At 67.5% G+C, this 16,554-nt stretch carries 15 protein-coding genes; 11 read left to right on the top strand and 4 right to left on the bottom strand.

Annotated features, from left to right (window positions below; all coding sequences use genetic code 11):
• Positions 1-16: 16 nt before the first annotated feature.
• Both GPX89_RS38135 and rsmA read left to right on the top strand, forming a co-directional pair.
• The gene (locus tag GPX89_RS38135; RefSeq protein WP_157392611.1) at positions 17-1,189 is read left to right on the top strand and encodes a lipase family protein; all 1,173 of its coding nucleotides are present in this window, start codon (positions 17-19) and stop codon (positions 1,187-1,189) included.
• A gap of 26 nt (positions 1,190-1,215) precedes the next feature.
• On the top strand, positions 1,216-2,097 hold the full coding sequence (gene rsmA, locus GPX89_RS38130; RefSeq protein ID WP_157392610.1) for a 16S rRNA (adenine(1518)-N(6)/adenine(1519)-N(6))-dimethyltransferase RsmA: 882 nt from the start codon (positions 1,216-1,218) through the stop codon (positions 2,095-2,097).
• A 211-nt stretch (positions 2,098-2,308) separates the two neighbouring features.
• On the opposite strand, the gene GPX89_RS38125 is transcribed toward rsmA, so the two are convergent.
• Both GPX89_RS38125 and GPX89_RS38120 read right to left on the bottom strand, forming a co-directional pair.
• Positions 2,309-3,436, bottom strand: a complete 1,128-nt coding sequence (locus GPX89_RS38125) for a resuscitation-promoting factor (protein WP_157392609.1) — start codon at positions 3,434-3,436, stop codon at positions 2,309-2,311.
• A gap of 210 nt (positions 3,437-3,646) precedes the next feature.
• Entirely contained in the window at positions 3,647-4,474 is an 828-nt protein-coding gene (locus GPX89_RS38120; protein WP_157392608.1) for a TatD family hydrolase, read from the bottom strand.
• A gap of 54 nt (positions 4,475-4,528) precedes the next feature.
• Between GPX89_RS38120 and metG the strand changes: the two genes are divergently transcribed.
• Entirely contained in the window at positions 4,529-6,088 is a 1,560-nt protein-coding gene (gene metG, locus GPX89_RS38115; RefSeq protein ID WP_157392607.1) for a methionine--tRNA ligase, read from the top strand.
• Positions 6,089-6,367: 279 nt separating this feature from the next.
• On the opposite strand, the gene GPX89_RS38110 is transcribed toward metG, so the two are convergent.
• Together GPX89_RS38110 and GPX89_RS38105 are read right to left on the bottom strand one after the other, a co-directional pair.
• Entirely contained in the window at positions 6,368-7,171 is an 804-nt protein-coding gene (locus tag GPX89_RS38110; protein WP_157392606.1) for an MmyB family transcriptional regulator, read from the bottom strand.
• A gap of 7 nt (positions 7,172-7,178) precedes the next feature.
• Entirely contained in the window at positions 7,179-7,985 is an 807-nt protein-coding gene (locus GPX89_RS38105; RefSeq protein ID WP_157392605.1) for a helix-turn-helix domain-containing protein, read from the bottom strand.
• Positions 7,986-8,143: 158 nt separating this feature from the next.
• Here GPX89_RS38105 and GPX89_RS38100 point away from each other — a divergent pair, with 158 nt between their 5' ends.
• The 8 genes from GPX89_RS38100 (at position 8,144) to GPX89_RS38065 (ending at position 16,377) form a co-directional block, all read left to right on the top strand.
• On the top strand, positions 8,144-8,815 hold the full coding sequence (locus GPX89_RS38100; RefSeq protein ID WP_157392604.1) for a TetR/AcrR family transcriptional regulator: 672 nt from the start codon (positions 8,144-8,146) through the stop codon (positions 8,813-8,815).
• Positions 8,816-8,917: 102 nt separating this feature from the next.
• Positions 8,918-9,610: a TetR/AcrR family transcriptional regulator gene (locus GPX89_RS38095; RefSeq protein WP_157392603.1), complete on the top strand. Its 693-nt coding sequence runs from the start codon at positions 8,918-8,920 to the stop codon at positions 9,608-9,610.
• Positions 9,611-9,992: 382 nt separating this feature from the next.
• Positions 9,993-11,045, top strand: coding sequence for a 3-oxoacyl-ACP synthase III family protein (locus GPX89_RS38090; protein ID WP_328602770.1), 1,053 nt, complete (start codon positions 9,993-9,995; stop codon positions 11,043-11,045).
• Positions 11,046-11,056: 11 nt separating this feature from the next.
• Entirely contained in the window at positions 11,057-11,968 is a 912-nt protein-coding gene (locus tag GPX89_RS38085) for a beta-ketoacyl-[acyl-carrier-protein] synthase family protein (RefSeq protein ID WP_157392602.1), read from the top strand.
• Positions 11,965-13,779, top strand: a complete 1,815-nt coding sequence (locus GPX89_RS38080) for a fatty acid CoA ligase family protein (RefSeq protein WP_157392601.1) — start codon at positions 11,965-11,967, stop codon at positions 13,777-13,779. The genes GPX89_RS38085 and GPX89_RS38080 overlap by 4 nt, the downstream gene beginning before the upstream one ends.
• A gap of 2 nt (positions 13,780-13,781) precedes the next feature.
• Positions 13,782-14,051 carry a hypothetical protein gene (locus GPX89_RS38075; RefSeq protein ID WP_198347784.1) on the top strand — a complete coding sequence of 90 codons (270 nt, stop codon included), beginning with the start codon at positions 13,782-13,784 and terminating at the stop codon, positions 14,049-14,051.
• 88 nt (positions 14,052-14,139) lie between these two features.
• Complete coding sequence (locus GPX89_RS38070) at positions 14,140-15,180, top strand: NAD-dependent epimerase/dehydratase family protein (protein WP_328602769.1); 1,041 nt, start codon at positions 14,140-14,142, stop codon at positions 15,178-15,180.
• Between the two features lie 12 nt (positions 15,181-15,192).
• Positions 15,193-16,377 carry a peptide synthetase gene (locus tag GPX89_RS38065; RefSeq protein WP_157392599.1) on the top strand — a complete coding sequence of 395 codons (1,185 nt, stop codon included), beginning with the start codon at positions 15,193-15,195 and terminating at the stop codon, positions 16,375-16,377.
• Positions 16,378-16,554 lie beyond the last annotated feature (177 nt).

Raw genomic sequence — 16,554 nt, 5'->3', positions numbered from 1 at the left:
TCTAGACTTTCGAACCATGCGGATCACCGGCCTGTTAGCTCGAACCCTGACCGTCGCGGCCCTGACCGCCGGTGCGCTGCTGAGTGTTCCGCCGATATCGGCGCAGGCCGAAACCGCGGGCTCGCTCATCACAGCAACCGGTCAGCCCGACGGCTGGCACAACCTGTGGGGCGGGTCGGCCGTCGAGTACTGGACCACCCGATCCAACGGCGAACCGGTGCAGGCCAGCGGCGCGCTGTTCGTGCCCACCGGGCAGCCGCCCGCCGGAGGCTGGCCGATCATGGCCTGGGATCACGGCACCACCGGTCTGGGCCCCGAATGCGGCTGCCAGGCCGACCCGGCACGCGAGGTGCTGCCCTACCGCCGCCGCGAGGAAGAGGCGATCATGCGCCTGTTCCTGTCCAAGGGCTACGCGGTCGTCGCGCCGGACTACATCGGGCTCGGGGTGTTCGACACCGGGCCGCACCCGTATCTGGAGATCAGCACCGAGGCGGGCGCGACCATCGACATGGTGAAGGCGGCCCGCGCCGCCGAGCCGTCGCTCTCGCGCACCTGGGCGGTGAGCGGCGCGTCCCAGGGCGGGCATGCGGCCCTGGGCAGTTCGAGCTATCAGGTGCGCACCGCGCCCGACCTCGACTTCCGCGGCACCATCGCCATCGACCCGGCCTCCGATGTGGAGAAGGCGCTGCCGATCGCCGGGCCCTGGGTGCCCGCGCTGCCCGGCCCGTCCGGCCAGGACACCAATGCCTTCTTCACCTCCATCCTGATCGGCATGCGCGCGACCCGGCCCGACGCGCAGGTGGACAGCTATCTCACCGACTACGGCCGCCAACTCCTCGACAGCATCCAGTACGACTGCCTGGACACGCTCACCGATCGCATGGCGGGTGTGGACACCGGCGCGATCCTGTCCCGCCCGCTGTCGGAGGGCCCGTTCCCCGCGGTACTGCGCGACTACATGACCGTCGCCACCCGCGGCTACGACGCGCCGATCCTGTTGCTGATCAACGCGACCGACACCACGGTCCCCTCACCGCTGCACGCCGCGCTGATGGCCGAGTTCGCCGCGAACGGCGTCGATTTCAGCTCGGTGCTGGGCACCGGCGGCCACACCGAACTGAATCCGGCGATGTGGGCGGCCATGAACGCCTTCACCGATCGCATCTTCGCCGCCCCCACCGTCTCCTGAATCGGCAGCTTGATAGGTTTTTCAGAATGTCCGAACCCGAGACCGCCGGTCGTGGAAAAGCCGCCCTGCTGGGCCCCGCCGAAGTGCGTGAGCTGGCCGAGCGCTTCGGCGTCCGCCCGACCAAGCAGCTCGGACAGAATTTCGTCCACGACGCCAACACCATGCGCCGCATCGTGGCCACCGCGGGCGTCGGCCGCGACGACGTCGTGCTCGAGGTCGGTCCGGGCCTGGGCTCGCTGACCCTGGCCGCCTTGGACGTGGTCGATCGCGTGATCGCCGTCGAGATCGACCCGACCCTGGCGAAGCACCTGCCGGAGACCGTCGCGGCGCGCGCCCCCGAACTCGCGGACCGCCTGACCGTCGTCCCCATGGACGCCATGAAGGTCACCCACGCCGACCTGCCCGCCGAGCCCACCGCCCTGGTGGCCAACCTCCCCTACAACGTGGCGGTCCCGGTCCTGCTCCACCTGCTGGCCGAATTCCCCAGCATCCGAACCACTCTCGTCATGGTGCAGCTCGAGGTCGCCGACCGGCTGTCCGCCACGCCCGGCGGCCGCATCTACGGCGTGCCCAGCGTCAAGGCGGGCTTCTACGGCACCGTCCGGCGCGCCGGAACCGTTGGCCGCCAGATCTTCTGGCCGGTGCCCCAGGTCGAATCCGGCCTGGTCCGCATCGACCGCTTCCCCGAAGCGCCCTGGCCCCAGGACGAATCCTTCCGCCGGGCCGTCTTCGCCGTGGCCGACGCCGCCTTCGCCCAGCGCCGCAAGACCCTGCGCGCCGCCCTGGCCGGCTGGGCGGGCTCGGCCGCCGAGGCCGAAAAGCGCCTGGTCGCCGCCGGAATCGACCCCACCGCCCGCGGCGAGACCCTCGACACCGCCGCCTACGTCCGCCTCGCCCAGCAGGTCTGAGCCGCCAGCGGACTTCTGACGCCGCGACCAGCAATATCGCGCGGAAATCCCGTCATCCCGGCGTGCTTTGGCCGGGATCCAGAGCCAACCGGGTGGATTCCGGCCAAAAGCATGCCGGAATGACGAGGGAGATGCCCCCGATGAGGTGACTGCCAGGTGTGTTGTCTCCGCGCTCAGCTGGCCCCGCGGCAATCAACTGATGCCGGGGCGATCAGCTGATGCCGAGGCGCGAAGTGCAGGCGGGCCACGCGCCCCAGCCTTGGCGGGACTGGGTCACCGCGGCGATGGCGATCTGTTCCTCGCGGGTCGCGAGATCGGCGCGGGGCGCGTAGCGGGTGCCGCCCTGGCGTTCCCAGGTGTTCTGGTCGAACTGGATGCCGCCGTAGAAACCGTTGCCGGTGTTGATGGCCCAGTTGCCGCCGGATTCGCACTTGGCCAGGGCGTCCCAGGTGGCGCCGTTCTGCACCGGCGGCACCTCGGTGCCGGGCTTGGCGCCCTTGCGGATGGTCTTGGGCTGGGCGGGGACGATCACCGTGGACTTGATCGGATCCTTGCCCGCCTCTTTGCCGTTCACGATGGAGACCGCGAAAGTCACGTCCTGCGTGCCGGGTACACCCGGATTCTCGACGACCGTGCGACTCATATTGAGCGTCTGGTCCTCGATGATGTTCTCCGGCGGATCCAGCGGGATCCGCTCGGTGCGGTTCTCCACGACCTTGCGGGTGACGGTGATCTTCATGCCGTCGGTGAGCGGGGTGCTCGCGGCCGGCTCCACGAAGTCCTGATTGACCAGTGGATGGCCCTGCACCTGCAGCAGTTCGCCGACGGTCGGGGCGGCCAAGCGGACCAGCGAGGCCGGAACTCCGTTGTCGGAGAGCTCGACCGTGCGCGGGTTGGTGATCAGCAGTTGCGCACCCTCGAGCGGCAGCGGGCTGGGCCGCGAGGGCGAGGTGAAGACGTCGCCGGGCAGGTTCAGCTTGGGGATGGCCTCGGCCACGGTGAGCGCGGTCGTCCACGCCTTGGACGGGGTGCCGTCGATGATGAGCGAGACCTCGCGGGCGCGGTTCAGCGTAATGGTCGATCCGTCGCTGATTTGCGCTCCGGCGGAAGGCGATACGTCGTCTCGGCTGCTGAGGCCGTAGCCGGCGTCCTTGAGCGCGCCGCGCACGTCACCGCGCATGGTGCTCGCCACGAACTTCGCGCCGTCGATGACGAAGGTCACCTGCTTCTTGCTCATGATGGCGACCCCCGCGCCGACGATGAGCGTGACGAGCATCGCCGCGATGGCCCCGTACAGCATCGGGGAACGCGACGAGTTGATCTTCGTCAAAGCGTGCATCGGAAATCCCGGCATGGTCACAGTACGATAACGAGGGGGTCATGGATTGACAACCACTACCGGCGGAACTGCAGGGACGAAAATTACGACCCGATATCGAACCGCAGGTAAATCACGATCGCGGCAGATCATAGTGAGCCGTGCCACACCATCACAACTCGTGTCGCGAACACACAGGATTCGTGCGAACGCGAAAAAAGGTGCGGTAGATCAGATTCCGTACACTCGCCTGGCGTTCGCCGTAGTGATCTTGGCGAGTTGCACCGGATCCTGTTCCCGAAGTTCGGCCAGCGCCCGCACCGTGAACGGCAGCATGTACGACTCGTTGGGCGCGCCACGGAAGGGGTGCGGCGTCAGGAATGGCGCATCGGTCTCGACCAGAATCAGTTCGTCCGGAACGAGTTTCGCGGCCTCGCGCAATTCATGCGCATTCTTGAAACTGACCGTGCCCGAAAAGCTCAGCACATAGCCCTCTTCCACGCACGCCTGCGCCATGTTCGCGTCCGAGGAGAAGCAGTGGAAGATCACCGTCTCCGGCGCGCCCTCGTCCAGCAGCACCGCGAGCAGGTCGTGATCGGCCTCACGATTGTGGATCATGAGCGGCTTGCCCAGCCGCTTGGCCAGATCGATGTGCCAGCGGAAACCCTCGACCTGATCCTCGATGTCCGCGCAGCCCTCGAGCTTGCCCGGCCAGTAGTAGTCGAGTCCGGTCTCCCCCACCGCGACCACGCGCGGATCCGCGGCCAGCTGTTCCAGCTCGGCCTTGGCCGCGTCGTCGAGTGCGTTGGCGCGCGTGGGATGCAGCGCGACCGCCGCGTACACGCGATCGTCCCAGTTCGCGGCCTTGACCGCGAAGCGCGCGGCCTCGAGATCGTCGGCGACCGTCACCAGCTCGCGTACGCCGACCGCGCGGGCCCGCTCCACCAGCGCCGCAACCGATTCCGGATCGGTCGCCCCGCAGGCGTCGATGTGGGTGTGCGCGTCGATGAGCGGCGACAGCGGCTGCGGCGGCTCGGGCGCGGGCCGACGGCTACTCATGGACGGGGATATTCACGCGAGCGACGAAGGACACGCAGATAGAGTAGACACACCATGAGCGCATCCGAACGCCCCGCCTTTTACCTCACCACGGCCATCGCGTACCCGAACGGCGTCCCGCACATCGGGCACGCCTACGAGTACATCTCCTCCGATGCCCTGGCCCGCTTCAAACGGCTGGACGGCTTCGATGTGTTCTATATGACCGGCACCGACGAGCACGGTCAGAAGGTGCAGCAGGCCGCCAAGGCCGCCGGGCTGTCGGAGCAGGAGTACGCGTCCGGCAACTCCGATGTCTTCGAGAAGATGGACAAGGCGCTCGACATCTCCTTCGACCGCTTCATCCGCACCACCGACGCGGACCATCTCGCCGCGTCGGCGGCGATCTGGGAGCGCATGGTCGAGGCCGGCGACGTCTACCTCGACACCTACGCGGGCTGGTACTCGGTGCGCGACGAGGCGTTCTACACCGACGAGGAGACCACCGTCCTCGAGGACGGCACCCGCGTCTCCACCGACACCAAGACCCCGGTGGAGTGGACCGAGGAGTCGAACTACTTCTTCCGCCTGTCCAAGTACCAGGACAAGCTGCTCGAGCTGTACGAGACGCACCCGGAGTTCATCGCGCCCGCGACCCGGCGCAACGAGATCGTCTCGTACGTGAAGGCCGGGCTGAAGGATCTGTCCATCTCCCGCACCACCTTCGACTGGGGTGTGCCGGTGCCGGGCCATCCCGAGCACGTCATGTACGTGTGGGTCGACGCGCTCACCAACTACCTCACCGGCGCGGGCTTCCCGAACACGGATTCGGCCTCGTTCCGCAAGTATTGGCCCGCGGACCTGCACATCATCGGCAAGGACATTTCGCGGTTCCACACCGTGTACTGGCCCGCGTTCCTGATGAGCGCCGGAATCGAGCTCCCCAAGCGGGTTTTCGTGCACGGCTTCGTGAACGTCAAGGGCGAGAAGATGTCCAAGTCGGTCGGCAATGTGGTCGATCCGATGGATCTGGTCGAAACCTTCGGCCTGGACGCCGTGCGCTTCTTCCTGCTGCGTGAGATCTCCTACGGGCAGGACGGGTCCTACAGCGACGAGGCGATCATCGGCCGGATCAACTCCGACCTGGCCAACGAGTACGGCAATCTCGCGCAGCGCTGCCTGAAGATGGTGGGCCGCGACTTCGGCGGCGTCGTGCCGACCCCGGGCGAGCTCACCGAGGACGACAAGGCCCTGCTCGAGCGCGCGAACGGCCTGCTGGAGAAGGTCCGCGCCGAATTCGATCAGCAGCAGATCCATCTCGGCTTGGAACAGCTGTGGCTCACCCTCGGCGAGACCAACCGCTACTTCTCGGCCCAGGCCCCGTGGACGCTGGCCAAGTCCGGCACGCCCGAGGACGTGGCCCGCGAGGCGACGGTGCTGTACGTGACCATGGAGGTGCTGCGCATCGTGTCGATCCTGGTGCAGCCGGTCATTCCGGCCTCCGGGGGCAAGATCCTGGACCTGCTCGGCGTCACCGACCGCAACTTCGCCGACATCGCCACCCCGCTGGTGCCGGGCACGACCCTGCCGGAGCCGGAAGTGGTGTTCCCGAAGTACGTGGCCCCCAAGGCCTGATACGTCTTCGTAGCTCCCGAACGAATCCGGTGCCGCCCGCCCCCCTTCGGCGGGCGGCCACCGAATCACACCCGTCCACCCCGGGTGGAGATTCCCCTCCGAACTCCACCATCGGAATGGGAATAGGTGCGGCGAACACACGACTGCCCGATCCGGAGGAACGGAATCGGATCGGGCAGCAAGTGATCTCGCCGGATCAGCATCCGATCCGGTTGCGGTGCCGGTCAACCCGTGGAACCGGCACGATTTGGGGCACCTGTTCTGACCAGGGCGTCTGGGTCAGTCGATCACGAGCGGGTCGACCGTGGGGGTCTCTGGACTGCGCGGCGTGAGCATGAACAGCTGGTAGCCGCACTCCGGGTGAAAAGCGTTGTAGTGGCGCATGGTGAACCGCATGGGGGCGTCCATCCCGGGCAAGCGGACCTGCACACACGAATCGTTGTACAGCTCTTCACTCATAGGAGCGGCCCAGAGCCGCTCGAAGTCGGGATTGGTCCGGCAGCTGTCGAGGATCTGCTCGAACCGCTCGGGGGCGACCAAACCGGGCGACAGCACCCGCAGCGCGAACAGCAACCGGTGCACGACGGTTTCCCAATTGATGATCAGCTCCCGCGCCTCGGGAACGGTCATGAACTGCTCGAGGACGTTCACCGGTCGCTCGGTGTCGAGGCTCGCGGGCGCCAGCCACGGGAAGGCCCCGAGCGCGATCCCATTGGCGGCGAGCACGTCCTGTTCGGGAGATCGGTGGAAGAACGCCGGAACCGGTAGCGCTTCCAGATGTTCGAGGTCTTCTACCCGCAGCACGGGCGGCCAGGACCCGACCGCCAGCTGTGACAGCCTCGGCAGGGCGAGCGAGAGCATCTTCTCGAGCATCCACTTCGGCGCGTCCATGGCCGCACACCAGTCCTCGATCCGGTCGGCGGACATGGCGCGCTCGCCGTTCTCGAGCTTCCGATACAGCGAGACGCTGATGAACATCAGCCGGGCGGCGTCCTCCTGGGTGAGGCCCAGCGTCTCTCGCCGGTAACGCATGTACATCCCGACCAGTGGCTGTTCGAGAATGAGGTCGAGCGCTTCCACCATGTGGCTCCTACCGTCCGGCGAAGGTGTCGACCGCGGACGTCCCGGAAGTCCGCGGTGTGAGCATGAACAGCTGGTATGGGCAGTTGTCGGGATGCCAGGCGTTGTAGGAGCGCATGGTCAGCGATATCTCGCCTCCGGTCTCCGGATCCCGCACCAGCACCAATGAATCGTTGAACTCCGCCTCGCTGAGATCGGTGGTCCAGAAGCGCTCGAAATCGGGGTTCACCCGGCAGGTGTCCAGGATCTGCGCGAGCCGTTCCGGGGCGACGGTGCCGGGCGCGTTCACCCGCAGAATGAACAACAGCCGGTGCACGATCAGCTCCCAGTTGATCAGCACCTCACGCGCCAGGGGTACGGTCATCATCTGCTCGATGACGTTCACCGGCCGTGCGGCGTCCACGGGCGCGGGCAGCAACCACGGAAAGGCTTCGCGCGCAGCTTGATTCGCCGCAAGAATCTCGTACTCGGGCGTGCGGTGGTAGAAGGCCGGGAACGGCAGCGCCTCCAGGTGTTCGACATCCTCCGCGCGCAGCGCCGGTGGCCAGACCCCGGATTCGACGGCGGATGGAATCGGCAGCGCCAGCGACGCCATCTTGCGCAGCAGCCACACCGGGGCCTCCATGGCTCGCGACCAGCCCTCGAGCCGTTCCGGTGAAAGCGCGCGTTCCCCGTTCTCGAGCTTTCGATAGAGGGACAGACTGATGAACATGCGTTGTGCGGTTTCCTCCTGGGTCAGGCCCAACAGTTCCCGCCGATATCGCATGTACATCCCGAGCAGCGGCTGCTCGGGAATCGTGTCGACCGCTTCGAGCACCCTGTCCGCCTATCTTCTAGCAATCCTCCCGCTAATTTCTACCGAAGAGCTCGACGAGGATCCAATTTTCCGGCCAGGCAAGCCTACTGACCTGGGCGAGGTGCACGGCGATCGGAGCCGTGATGCGGTAGTTGCAGACCTAATGCAACGATGTGCATATGCGTCCCCTCGATACGGAACCTACCTCGTCACCACGAATCGACAACCGCACCGACCGGCATCGGGCCGCGCGGGAGGCGTTGTTGATCTCGCAGCGGGGACGGTTGCTGGAAGGGATCAGCGAGTGCGTGGAGGTGAAGGGGTACAGCGCGACGACCTTGACCGATATCGTCGGGCGGGCTCGGGTTTCGCGGAGCACGTTCTATGAGCACTTCGAGAACAAGGAGGAGTGCTTCGTGGCGGCGGTGGAGGCCGGGGCGCAGTTGCTGTACACCCGGATTTCCGAGGAGATGGGGCGGCTCGAGCATCCGGATGCGCGCGCACTGGTCGCGAATTCACTGAGCACCTACTGCGAGGTCATCGTGGCCGAGCCGCAGTTGTCGCGGCTGGTGCTGGTGGAGGCGTTCAAGGCGGGCGGGGCGGCGGTGCGGCGGCACGACGAGTCGCTGGATCTGTTCACCTCGCTGTATCGCGAATTTCATCTGCGGGCACGGCAGGAGTTCGAGGATGTACCGGCGGTGAGCGACGAACAACTGGCGTTGATCATCGACGCCATTGCCGAACGCACTCGGCGGGTGATCGAGCGCGGGGAGATCGAGCAACTGCCGCAACGCATTCCGGACCTGCGGGCCTTCGCCTTCGCAGTGCTGCGACTGCCGCCGGGGGAATGAACTGATGTCGGCTGCCCGCAATGCCGACCCGCCCCCGCGGCCGTCGCACATAGATAATGACGGCTATCTGAAGAGCCAGCGGTTCAGTGAGAGAGGGAATGGATGCGCGACAGGCAGGTCCGGACGACGGCTCACGAATTGCAGGGGACCATGCTGCAGCGCACCAACTTCGACCAACGGCATCGCGCCGCCCGCGACGCCGTCCTCACCTCCCAGCGCGGCCGGCTCATCGAGGCCATGGTGGAGTGCGTCGAGGCCAAGGGCTACAACACCACCACGCTGACCGACATCGTCGCGCGGGCGCGGGTTTCGCGCAGCACCTTCTACGAGCACTTCCGGAACAAGGAGCACTGCTTCGTCGAGGCGGTACGGACCGGGTCCGACATCATCGCGACCCGCATCGCCGAGGAGCTCGCCCAGCTGCCCACCGACGCCGGCGCGCACGAGCGCATCGAGTCGATCGTGGTGACCTTCTGCGAAACCGTGGCCTCCGAACCGGATTTCACGCGCCTGATGCTGGTCGAGGCGTTCAAGGTGGACCAGGAGTCGGTGGCCCTGCGCGATCTGGCGGTGGATCGCTTCGCCGATCTGTACCGGGTCTTCTACGCACAGGCCCGCGAGAACGACCCGAGTCTGCCGCTGATCGCCGACGAGTTGTTCGCCCTGATTCCCGACGCCATCGGCGAGCGCACCCGCCGGGTCATCGTGGCCGACGGCGCGCACCGGGTACCCGAATTGGCGCCGCTGTTCGTGGAATTCGTCATCGCGGTGCTGGGGCTTCCGCCGCGGGGCTGACGGACCAGCGAAATACGCTGTCGCTCAGACAGTTTCCACGCCGGGCCGGCCGAGGCCCGAGAATGTGATCCGCGCGGGTGAACTCACTCACAGCGGGGACCTCGGTTCGTCATCCTCGGGCCATACCGATGACACATAACGGTCGGTAGCCAGGAATTGACCAGCGACCAGTACTTTGCCGTACCACCCACCTCAGCACGCACATGGGGGCGCAGGCTGGCGGTCGATATTGCGCGAAACCGTACGTAACACTAAGCATGCGTTCACGATTCGTCTCAGACAGCCACACGGAACGCTCGAGTTCCCCAAGCTAGTTACTCTCGGGTAGCCTCATTCGCATCCGAGCTTGACGTTCACTTTCCTCCCAGTTCAGGAGTCCCCCGTGCCGCAATCTCGATTCGAGTCCATCGGCGCTTATCTACCCGAAAAGCGTGTGACCACAGCCGAATTGCTTTCGCAATTGAAAGAAGTTCCGGAATTCGATCTCGAGCGAATCACAGGCGTCAAGGAACGACGCTTCCGTGACACCCGACCGGACAGCCACGAGGACTCCTTCGTCCTGGCCATGAAGGCCGTCGAGGACAGTCTGTCCAGGTCATCCTATGCCGCAGGCGATCTCGACGTCATCATCTCCACCTCCATCACCCGCTCCAAGCACGGCACCAAGATGTACATGGAGCCGTCCTTCGCCGGCGCGATCGCGAAAGCCATCGGAGCGCGCGAGGATGTCATCGCCTTCGATCTCTCGAACGCCTGCGCGGGCATGATGAGTGGCGTCTACATTCTCGACCGCATGATTCGCAGCGGTGCGGTGAAACGCGGCATCGTGGTCAGCGGTGAGGCCATCACTCCTATTGCGGAAACTGCCGTCAATGAGATTTCCAGTAAATACGATCTGCAATTCGCGTCGCTGACCGTCGGCGATTCCGGCGCCTGCGTGGTGCTCGACGAGGCCGTCGACGACAACGACAAGATCCACTACATCGAACTCACCACCGCGTCGGAGTTCTCGCACCTGTGCCTGGGCATGCCCAGCGACAAGACCAATGGCGTGGCGCTCTACACCGACAACCGGAAGATGCACAACGAGGCGCGGTTCCTGCTGTGGACCGACACCCAGCGCACCTTCATGGAGGAGCGCGGAATCAGCTTCGCCGACGAGGAATTCGACTACATCATTCACCACCAGTTCGGCGCGGCGGCCATTCCCTACATGAACGCCATTGCCGAGCGCGAGTTCGGCCACCCCATGCCGCCGGACCTGAACGTCATCGAGAAGTACGGAAACACCTCCAGCACTTCGCATTTCATCGTGCTGCACGATCAGCTGAGCCAGCAGAACATCGCCTCCGGCGCCAAGATCCTGATGATCCCGGCCGCCTCCGGCATCGTCGGCGGCTTCCTGTCCACCACCGTCTCGTCGCTGAAGGTCTGAGGTCTACGAACATGGGCGTGCGCATCAAATCCACCGGGATCAGCCGGGACACCGACACTTTCAGCATCGTGGAGCTCAGCGGCCGGGCCGCTCGTCGCGCCATGGAGAGCGCGGGCGTGCAGCCCGGGCAGGTCGGGGTCATGATCAACGCGGGCATCTTCCGCGACAGCAATACCGTCGAGCCGGCCGTGTCGGCGCTCATCCAGAAGGCCGCGGGCATCGGACTGGACTATGTGAAGGAGGACCCGCGGTCGTTCTCCTTCGACCTGATGAACGCGGGCACGGGCGTGCTCAACGCGGTGCAGGTGGCGCAGGCGGTGCTGGCCACCGGCAGCTCCGAGCACGTGCTGATCGTGTCCGGCGACACCCACCCGTCGCTGACCCGCTCGGCCGCCGATGACGAATTCCCCTACGCGACAGCGGGTGCCGCGCTGCTGCTGGAGCAGACCGACGAGCCCGAGGGCTTCGGCCGGGTGTACACCCGCGCCGCGGAGGGCACGCCGGGCGTGGAGTCCTACGTGGACGCCGCCACCATGGGCGATCGGGGACGCGGGCTCATGACCGTGGAGCGCGAGCCGGACTACCTGGAGCGGCTGCTGGCGCTGGCCGCCGAGGCCGCCCGGGCCGCGCTGGCGGGCAGCGACATCGACGAGACCACCACGGCCCTCATCGCTTCCACGCCCAGCGGCGACTTCCCGGCCCTGCTGGCCGCCGAGCTCGGCATCGCCGCCGACGCCGTCTTCACCCCGGACCTGTCCCAGGGCGACCCGCACACGGCCTCGCTGTCGCTGGCGTATCACGCTGCCGCCGAGGCGGATTCGCTCGCGGCCTACCGCGACGTCCTGTTCGTCGCGGCGGGCGCGGGTCCCTCGGCCGCCGCCGTCGTCTACCGGCTCCCGGCCCTCGCGGGAGCCGCGGCGTGACGACCGCGACCTATTGGCAGGCCATCGACCGCTTCCGCGCGGTGGTGGCCGCCGATCCGGACCGTGAGGCGGTGATCTACCCCGCGGGGAAGACCGCCTCCGGCCTCCCGGACTACCGCCACCTCACCTACCGTGAGCTCGACGAGTGGTCCGACACCATCGGCCTGCACCTGGCCGCCGAGGGCGTGGGCCGCGGCACCCGCACCATCGTGCTGGTGCTGCCCAGCCCGGAGCTGTACGCGATCATGCTGGGGCTGTTGAAGATCGGCGCGATCCCGGTGGTCATCGACCCGGGCATGGGGCTGCGCAAGATGCTCAACTGCCTGCGCGCCGCCGAGGCCGAGGCGTTCATCGGCATTCCGCAGGCGCACGCCGCGCGCAAGCTGTTCGGCAAGTACTTCAAGAACGTGCGGGTCACTCTCACCGTCGGCCCGCGCTGGTTCTGGGGCGGCCCGACGCTGCGCAGCTGGGGAGCGCCGGCGACCACGGGCCGCCTCGGCGACCGGCTGCGGGGCGAGCTCGCGACGGCCGGGCCCGCCAGCGCCAAGGTGGCCGCGCGGCTGGACGAACTGCTGACCACCCTCGCCGCGAGGCGCACCACCGATCACCGCGCGCCGTTCGACGCCTTCACCCTGAAGGACCGCGTCCCCGCGCCCGCCGACGAGACGCTGCTCATCGCCTTCACCACGGGCAGCACCGGCCCCGCCAAGGCCGTGGAGATGACGCACGGGAATCTCAGCGCCATGGTCGAGCAGGTGCACGCCGCACGCGGCCGGGTGGAGCCGGGAACCTCGCTGATCACCCTGCCGCTGGTCGGAATTCTGGACATGCTGCTCGGATCCCGGTGCGTGCTACCGCCCTTGGTGCCGAGCGAGGTCGGCTCGACCGAACCCGTGCACGTGGTCGACGCCCTCAACCGGTTCGGCGTGAAGACCATGTTCGCCTCGCCCGCCGTCCTGATTCCGCTGCTGCGGCACCTGGAACAGCACAAGACGCCGGTGCCGACGCTGCACAGCATCTACTCCGGCGGCGCGCCCGTTCCGGACTGGTGCATCGCCGGACTGCGGCGCGTGCTGGCCGAGGACGCCGAGGTGTACGCGGGCTACGGGTCCACCGAGGCGCTGCCCATGTCCACCATCGAATCCCGGGAACTGCTCGACGGTTTGGTGGAGCGCGCCCACCTGGGCGACGGCACCTGCGTCGGCCGGCCGGCCGAGGGCGTGCGGGCGCGGCTGGTCGCCATCACCGACGACCCGATCCCCACCTGGGCCCAGGCCGAGGCCCGGGAATCGGAACTGGTGGGCACCCGCGGCATCGGCGAGCTCGTGGTGTCGGGCCCGAACGTGAGCACCCGGTACTACTGGCCCGAGTCGGCGAACCTGGCGGGCAAGATCCGCGAGGACGACGTGATCTGGCATCGCACCGGCGATCTGGCCTGGATCGACGGCGAGGGCCGGATCTGGTTCTGCGGGCGCAAGAGTCAGCGCGTGCACACCACCGACGGGCCCATGTTCAGCGTGCAGGTCGAGCAGGTCTTCAACACCGTGTCGGGCGTCGCGCGGACCGCGCTGGTCGGCGTCGGATCGCGGGGTTCGCAGCTGCCGGTGCTGTGCGTGGAGGCCCAGCCGGGCGCCGACACCGCGGTGCTGGCGGCCGAGTTGCGCAAGCGCGCCGCCGAATTCGACGTCACCGCACCGGTTTCCACGTTCCTGTTCCATCCGAAGTTCCCGGTCGACATCCGCCACAATGCCAAGATCGGCCGCGAACAGCTCGCGGTCTGGGCGGCGGAGCGGCTCGGAAAGGACAACTGACGATGAAGGTGACTGTGCTGCGGGCGATTCCGGTGCTGGGCTGGCTGTATCTGGCCCTGGGCGTGCTGCTGGCGGCGGGCGATCGCGCGCCCGCGAACCGGCTGCTGCGCGTGGCGTTCTGGATCGACGCGTTCCTGTCCATCGTGGTGCACGCGGCGCAGATCCCGGCCGCGTTGAAGGCCACCGCGGGCACCGAGCACTCGGCGGTCAAGACGGCGGCCATGACCCAGATCTTCGGAATCACCTGGTGGAAAACTCAGGAGGCCGCATGACCGGGTCAGGCACGGAGGCGCCGCTCCACCTCCCTGCGCTTGCCTGCGTAACCACGAAGTGCCCCCGGGCATGCGAAAGGGGAACAGCGTGAAAGCGCTCGTGACGGGAGCGTCCGGGTTCCTGGGCGGGGCGCTGGTGCGCCGCCTGGTCCGCGACGGCGACTACGAGGTGGCCATTCTGGCGCGGGCCACCAGCAATCTGCGCGATCTCTACGACGTGATCGACCAGATCGAGATCATCACCGGCGACCTCACCGACCAGGTGTCGCTGGAACGCGCCACCAAGGGCGTGGACGTGGTGTTCCACAGCGCGGCGCGAGTGGACGATCGGGGCACACGGGCGCAGTTCGTGGCCGAGAACGTCACGGCCACCCAGAATCTGGTGCGGGCGGCCAAGCGCAACGGCACCTCGCGCTTCGTGTTCATCTCCAGCCCGAGCGCGCTCATGGACCGCGACGGCGGCGATCAGGTGGACGTCGACGAGTCGGTGCCCTACCCGCACCGGTACCTGAATCTGTACTCGGAGACCAAGGCCGAGGCCGAGCGCTTCGTCCTGTCCTCGAACACAGCGGAATTCACCACGTGCGCGCTGCGGCCGCGGGCCATCTGGGGCGCGGGTGACCGGTCCGGGCCGATCGTGCGGCTGCTCGGCCGGGCGGCCGAGGGCACACTGCCCGACCTGTCCTACGGCAAGCAGGTAAAGGCTTCACTGTGCCACGTGGAGAACATCGTCGAGGCGTGCGTGCTGGCGGCGGGCTCCGAAAATGTCGGCGGCAAGCCGTATTTCATCGCCGACGCGGAGCAGACCGACGTGTGGGGCTTCCTCGGCGAGGTGGCCGGGGATCTCGGCTACGCGAAGCCGACCCGGCAGCCGAACCGCAAGGTCCTCGACGCGATCGTCGCCGCCATCGAAACCGTCTGGCGCATACCGTTCGTCGCCACCCGGTGGTCGCCGCCGCTCTCGCGGTACGTGGTGGCGCTGATGACCCGCACCGCCACCTACGACACCTCCGCCGCCACCCGCGATTTCGGCTACCGGCCGATCGTGGACCGCGACACCGGCCTGGCCGATTTCCTGGCCTGGCTCGAAACCCAGGGCGGCGTCGTTTCTTTGAACGAGAAGATCTAGGCAGGTAGGCACATGTTCCGCCGTCCCATCTCCCCCACCGAACTCATCTACTTCCCCATGCGGGATCTGGCTCCGCCGTTCCTGATGCAGCTCGTGGTGGAGGGTCAGGGCAGCATCGACGCGGAGGCGCTGCGGCGTGCGGTCGCCACCGCGGCCGAGGCGAATCCGGGTGCGCGCCTGGTCCGCGACGGCAAGCAGTGGATCGACAGCGGGGTCGCGCCGAGCGTCCGCGTCGTCGACCACGCGCTGGAATACCCTGCGCTGGAAGCCGATCCGGTCCTCACCAGCCCGATCGGTCCCACCCCGGCGGCCACGGTGGAGGTGCTGCTGCTCACGGCCGCGCCCACCACCCTGGTGTTCCGGGTCTTCCACGGCGTCATGGACGGCATGGGCATGGTCATGTGGGCCACCGACGTACTGCGCGTCCTGCGCGGCGAGGAGCCGGTCGGCGCGCCCGACCCGATCGCCGACGCCGAATTGGTGCGCAAGGTCGGCGCGCCGGGACGGCCGACGCTCGTACTGCCGAAGTTCCGTTCGGCCCTCGGGCACGGCCGCCAGGAGTCCGGCGAGCACCGGCACCTGTTGCGCGCCCGCACCATTCACGCGACCGGTCCGGGTGCGCTAATGCGGGTGGCGGCGATGCTCGCCGACGAGGGCGGCCCGATCTCGCGCATCATGATCCCGGTCGACATCCGCCGCCACGACCCGACGCTGCGCTCGACCGCGAATCTGGCGCTGCCGCTGTTCCTCGATGTGCGGCCCGGCACGGACTGGAAGCAGCTCAACGAGATCAAGCGCGCGGGCCTGAAGGAGAACCGCGAACTCAACCAGATGGACAACGGCGGCCTGAAGTACCTCCCGCCGGCCGCGGGCCGGGGACTGCTGCGCACCCTGAACGTGCTGGGCGCGCGCACCGGCCGGAACCTGGCCTCCGCCACCGTCTCCCACATGGGCCGCTACGACCTCGACGAACTCGCGGTGCCGGGCTTCTCCCCCACCGCCATCAAGGTCATGCCCCAGCACAGCGTGGCCATGCCGCTGCTCATGGGCATGACCGAATGCGGCGGCCGCACCGAGCTGACGGTGTCCGTCCGCAACGGCCGAGGCATCGAGGAACGCCTGGACGCCCTGCTGGACCGCATCGTCCGGACGCTGGAAAGCGAACTCACACCCACGAATTCGGACGCAGGCCGCTGACCACCGCCTGCCCTGACCAACCCTGACCTCCGCCATTCCTCCGTCGTTCCGGCGCGGTTCTGGCCGGAATCCATGCCGGCTGATGTGGTTCCCGGCCAAAGGCACGCCGGGATGACCAGGGGACCGGCATGCCGGGTTGACGTGTAGGCCCCCTGGTCTGCCGCTCGGCGCACGCAG

Origin of the sequence: Nocardia terrae (assembly GCF_009760405.1) — a bacterium.
Lineage (GTDB): Bacteria > Actinomycetota > Actinomycetes > Mycobacteriales > Mycobacteriaceae > Nocardia > Nocardia terrae.
Note: the sequence above shows the minus strand (reverse complement) of the source record. Positions and strands in the feature narration are given on the sequence as shown.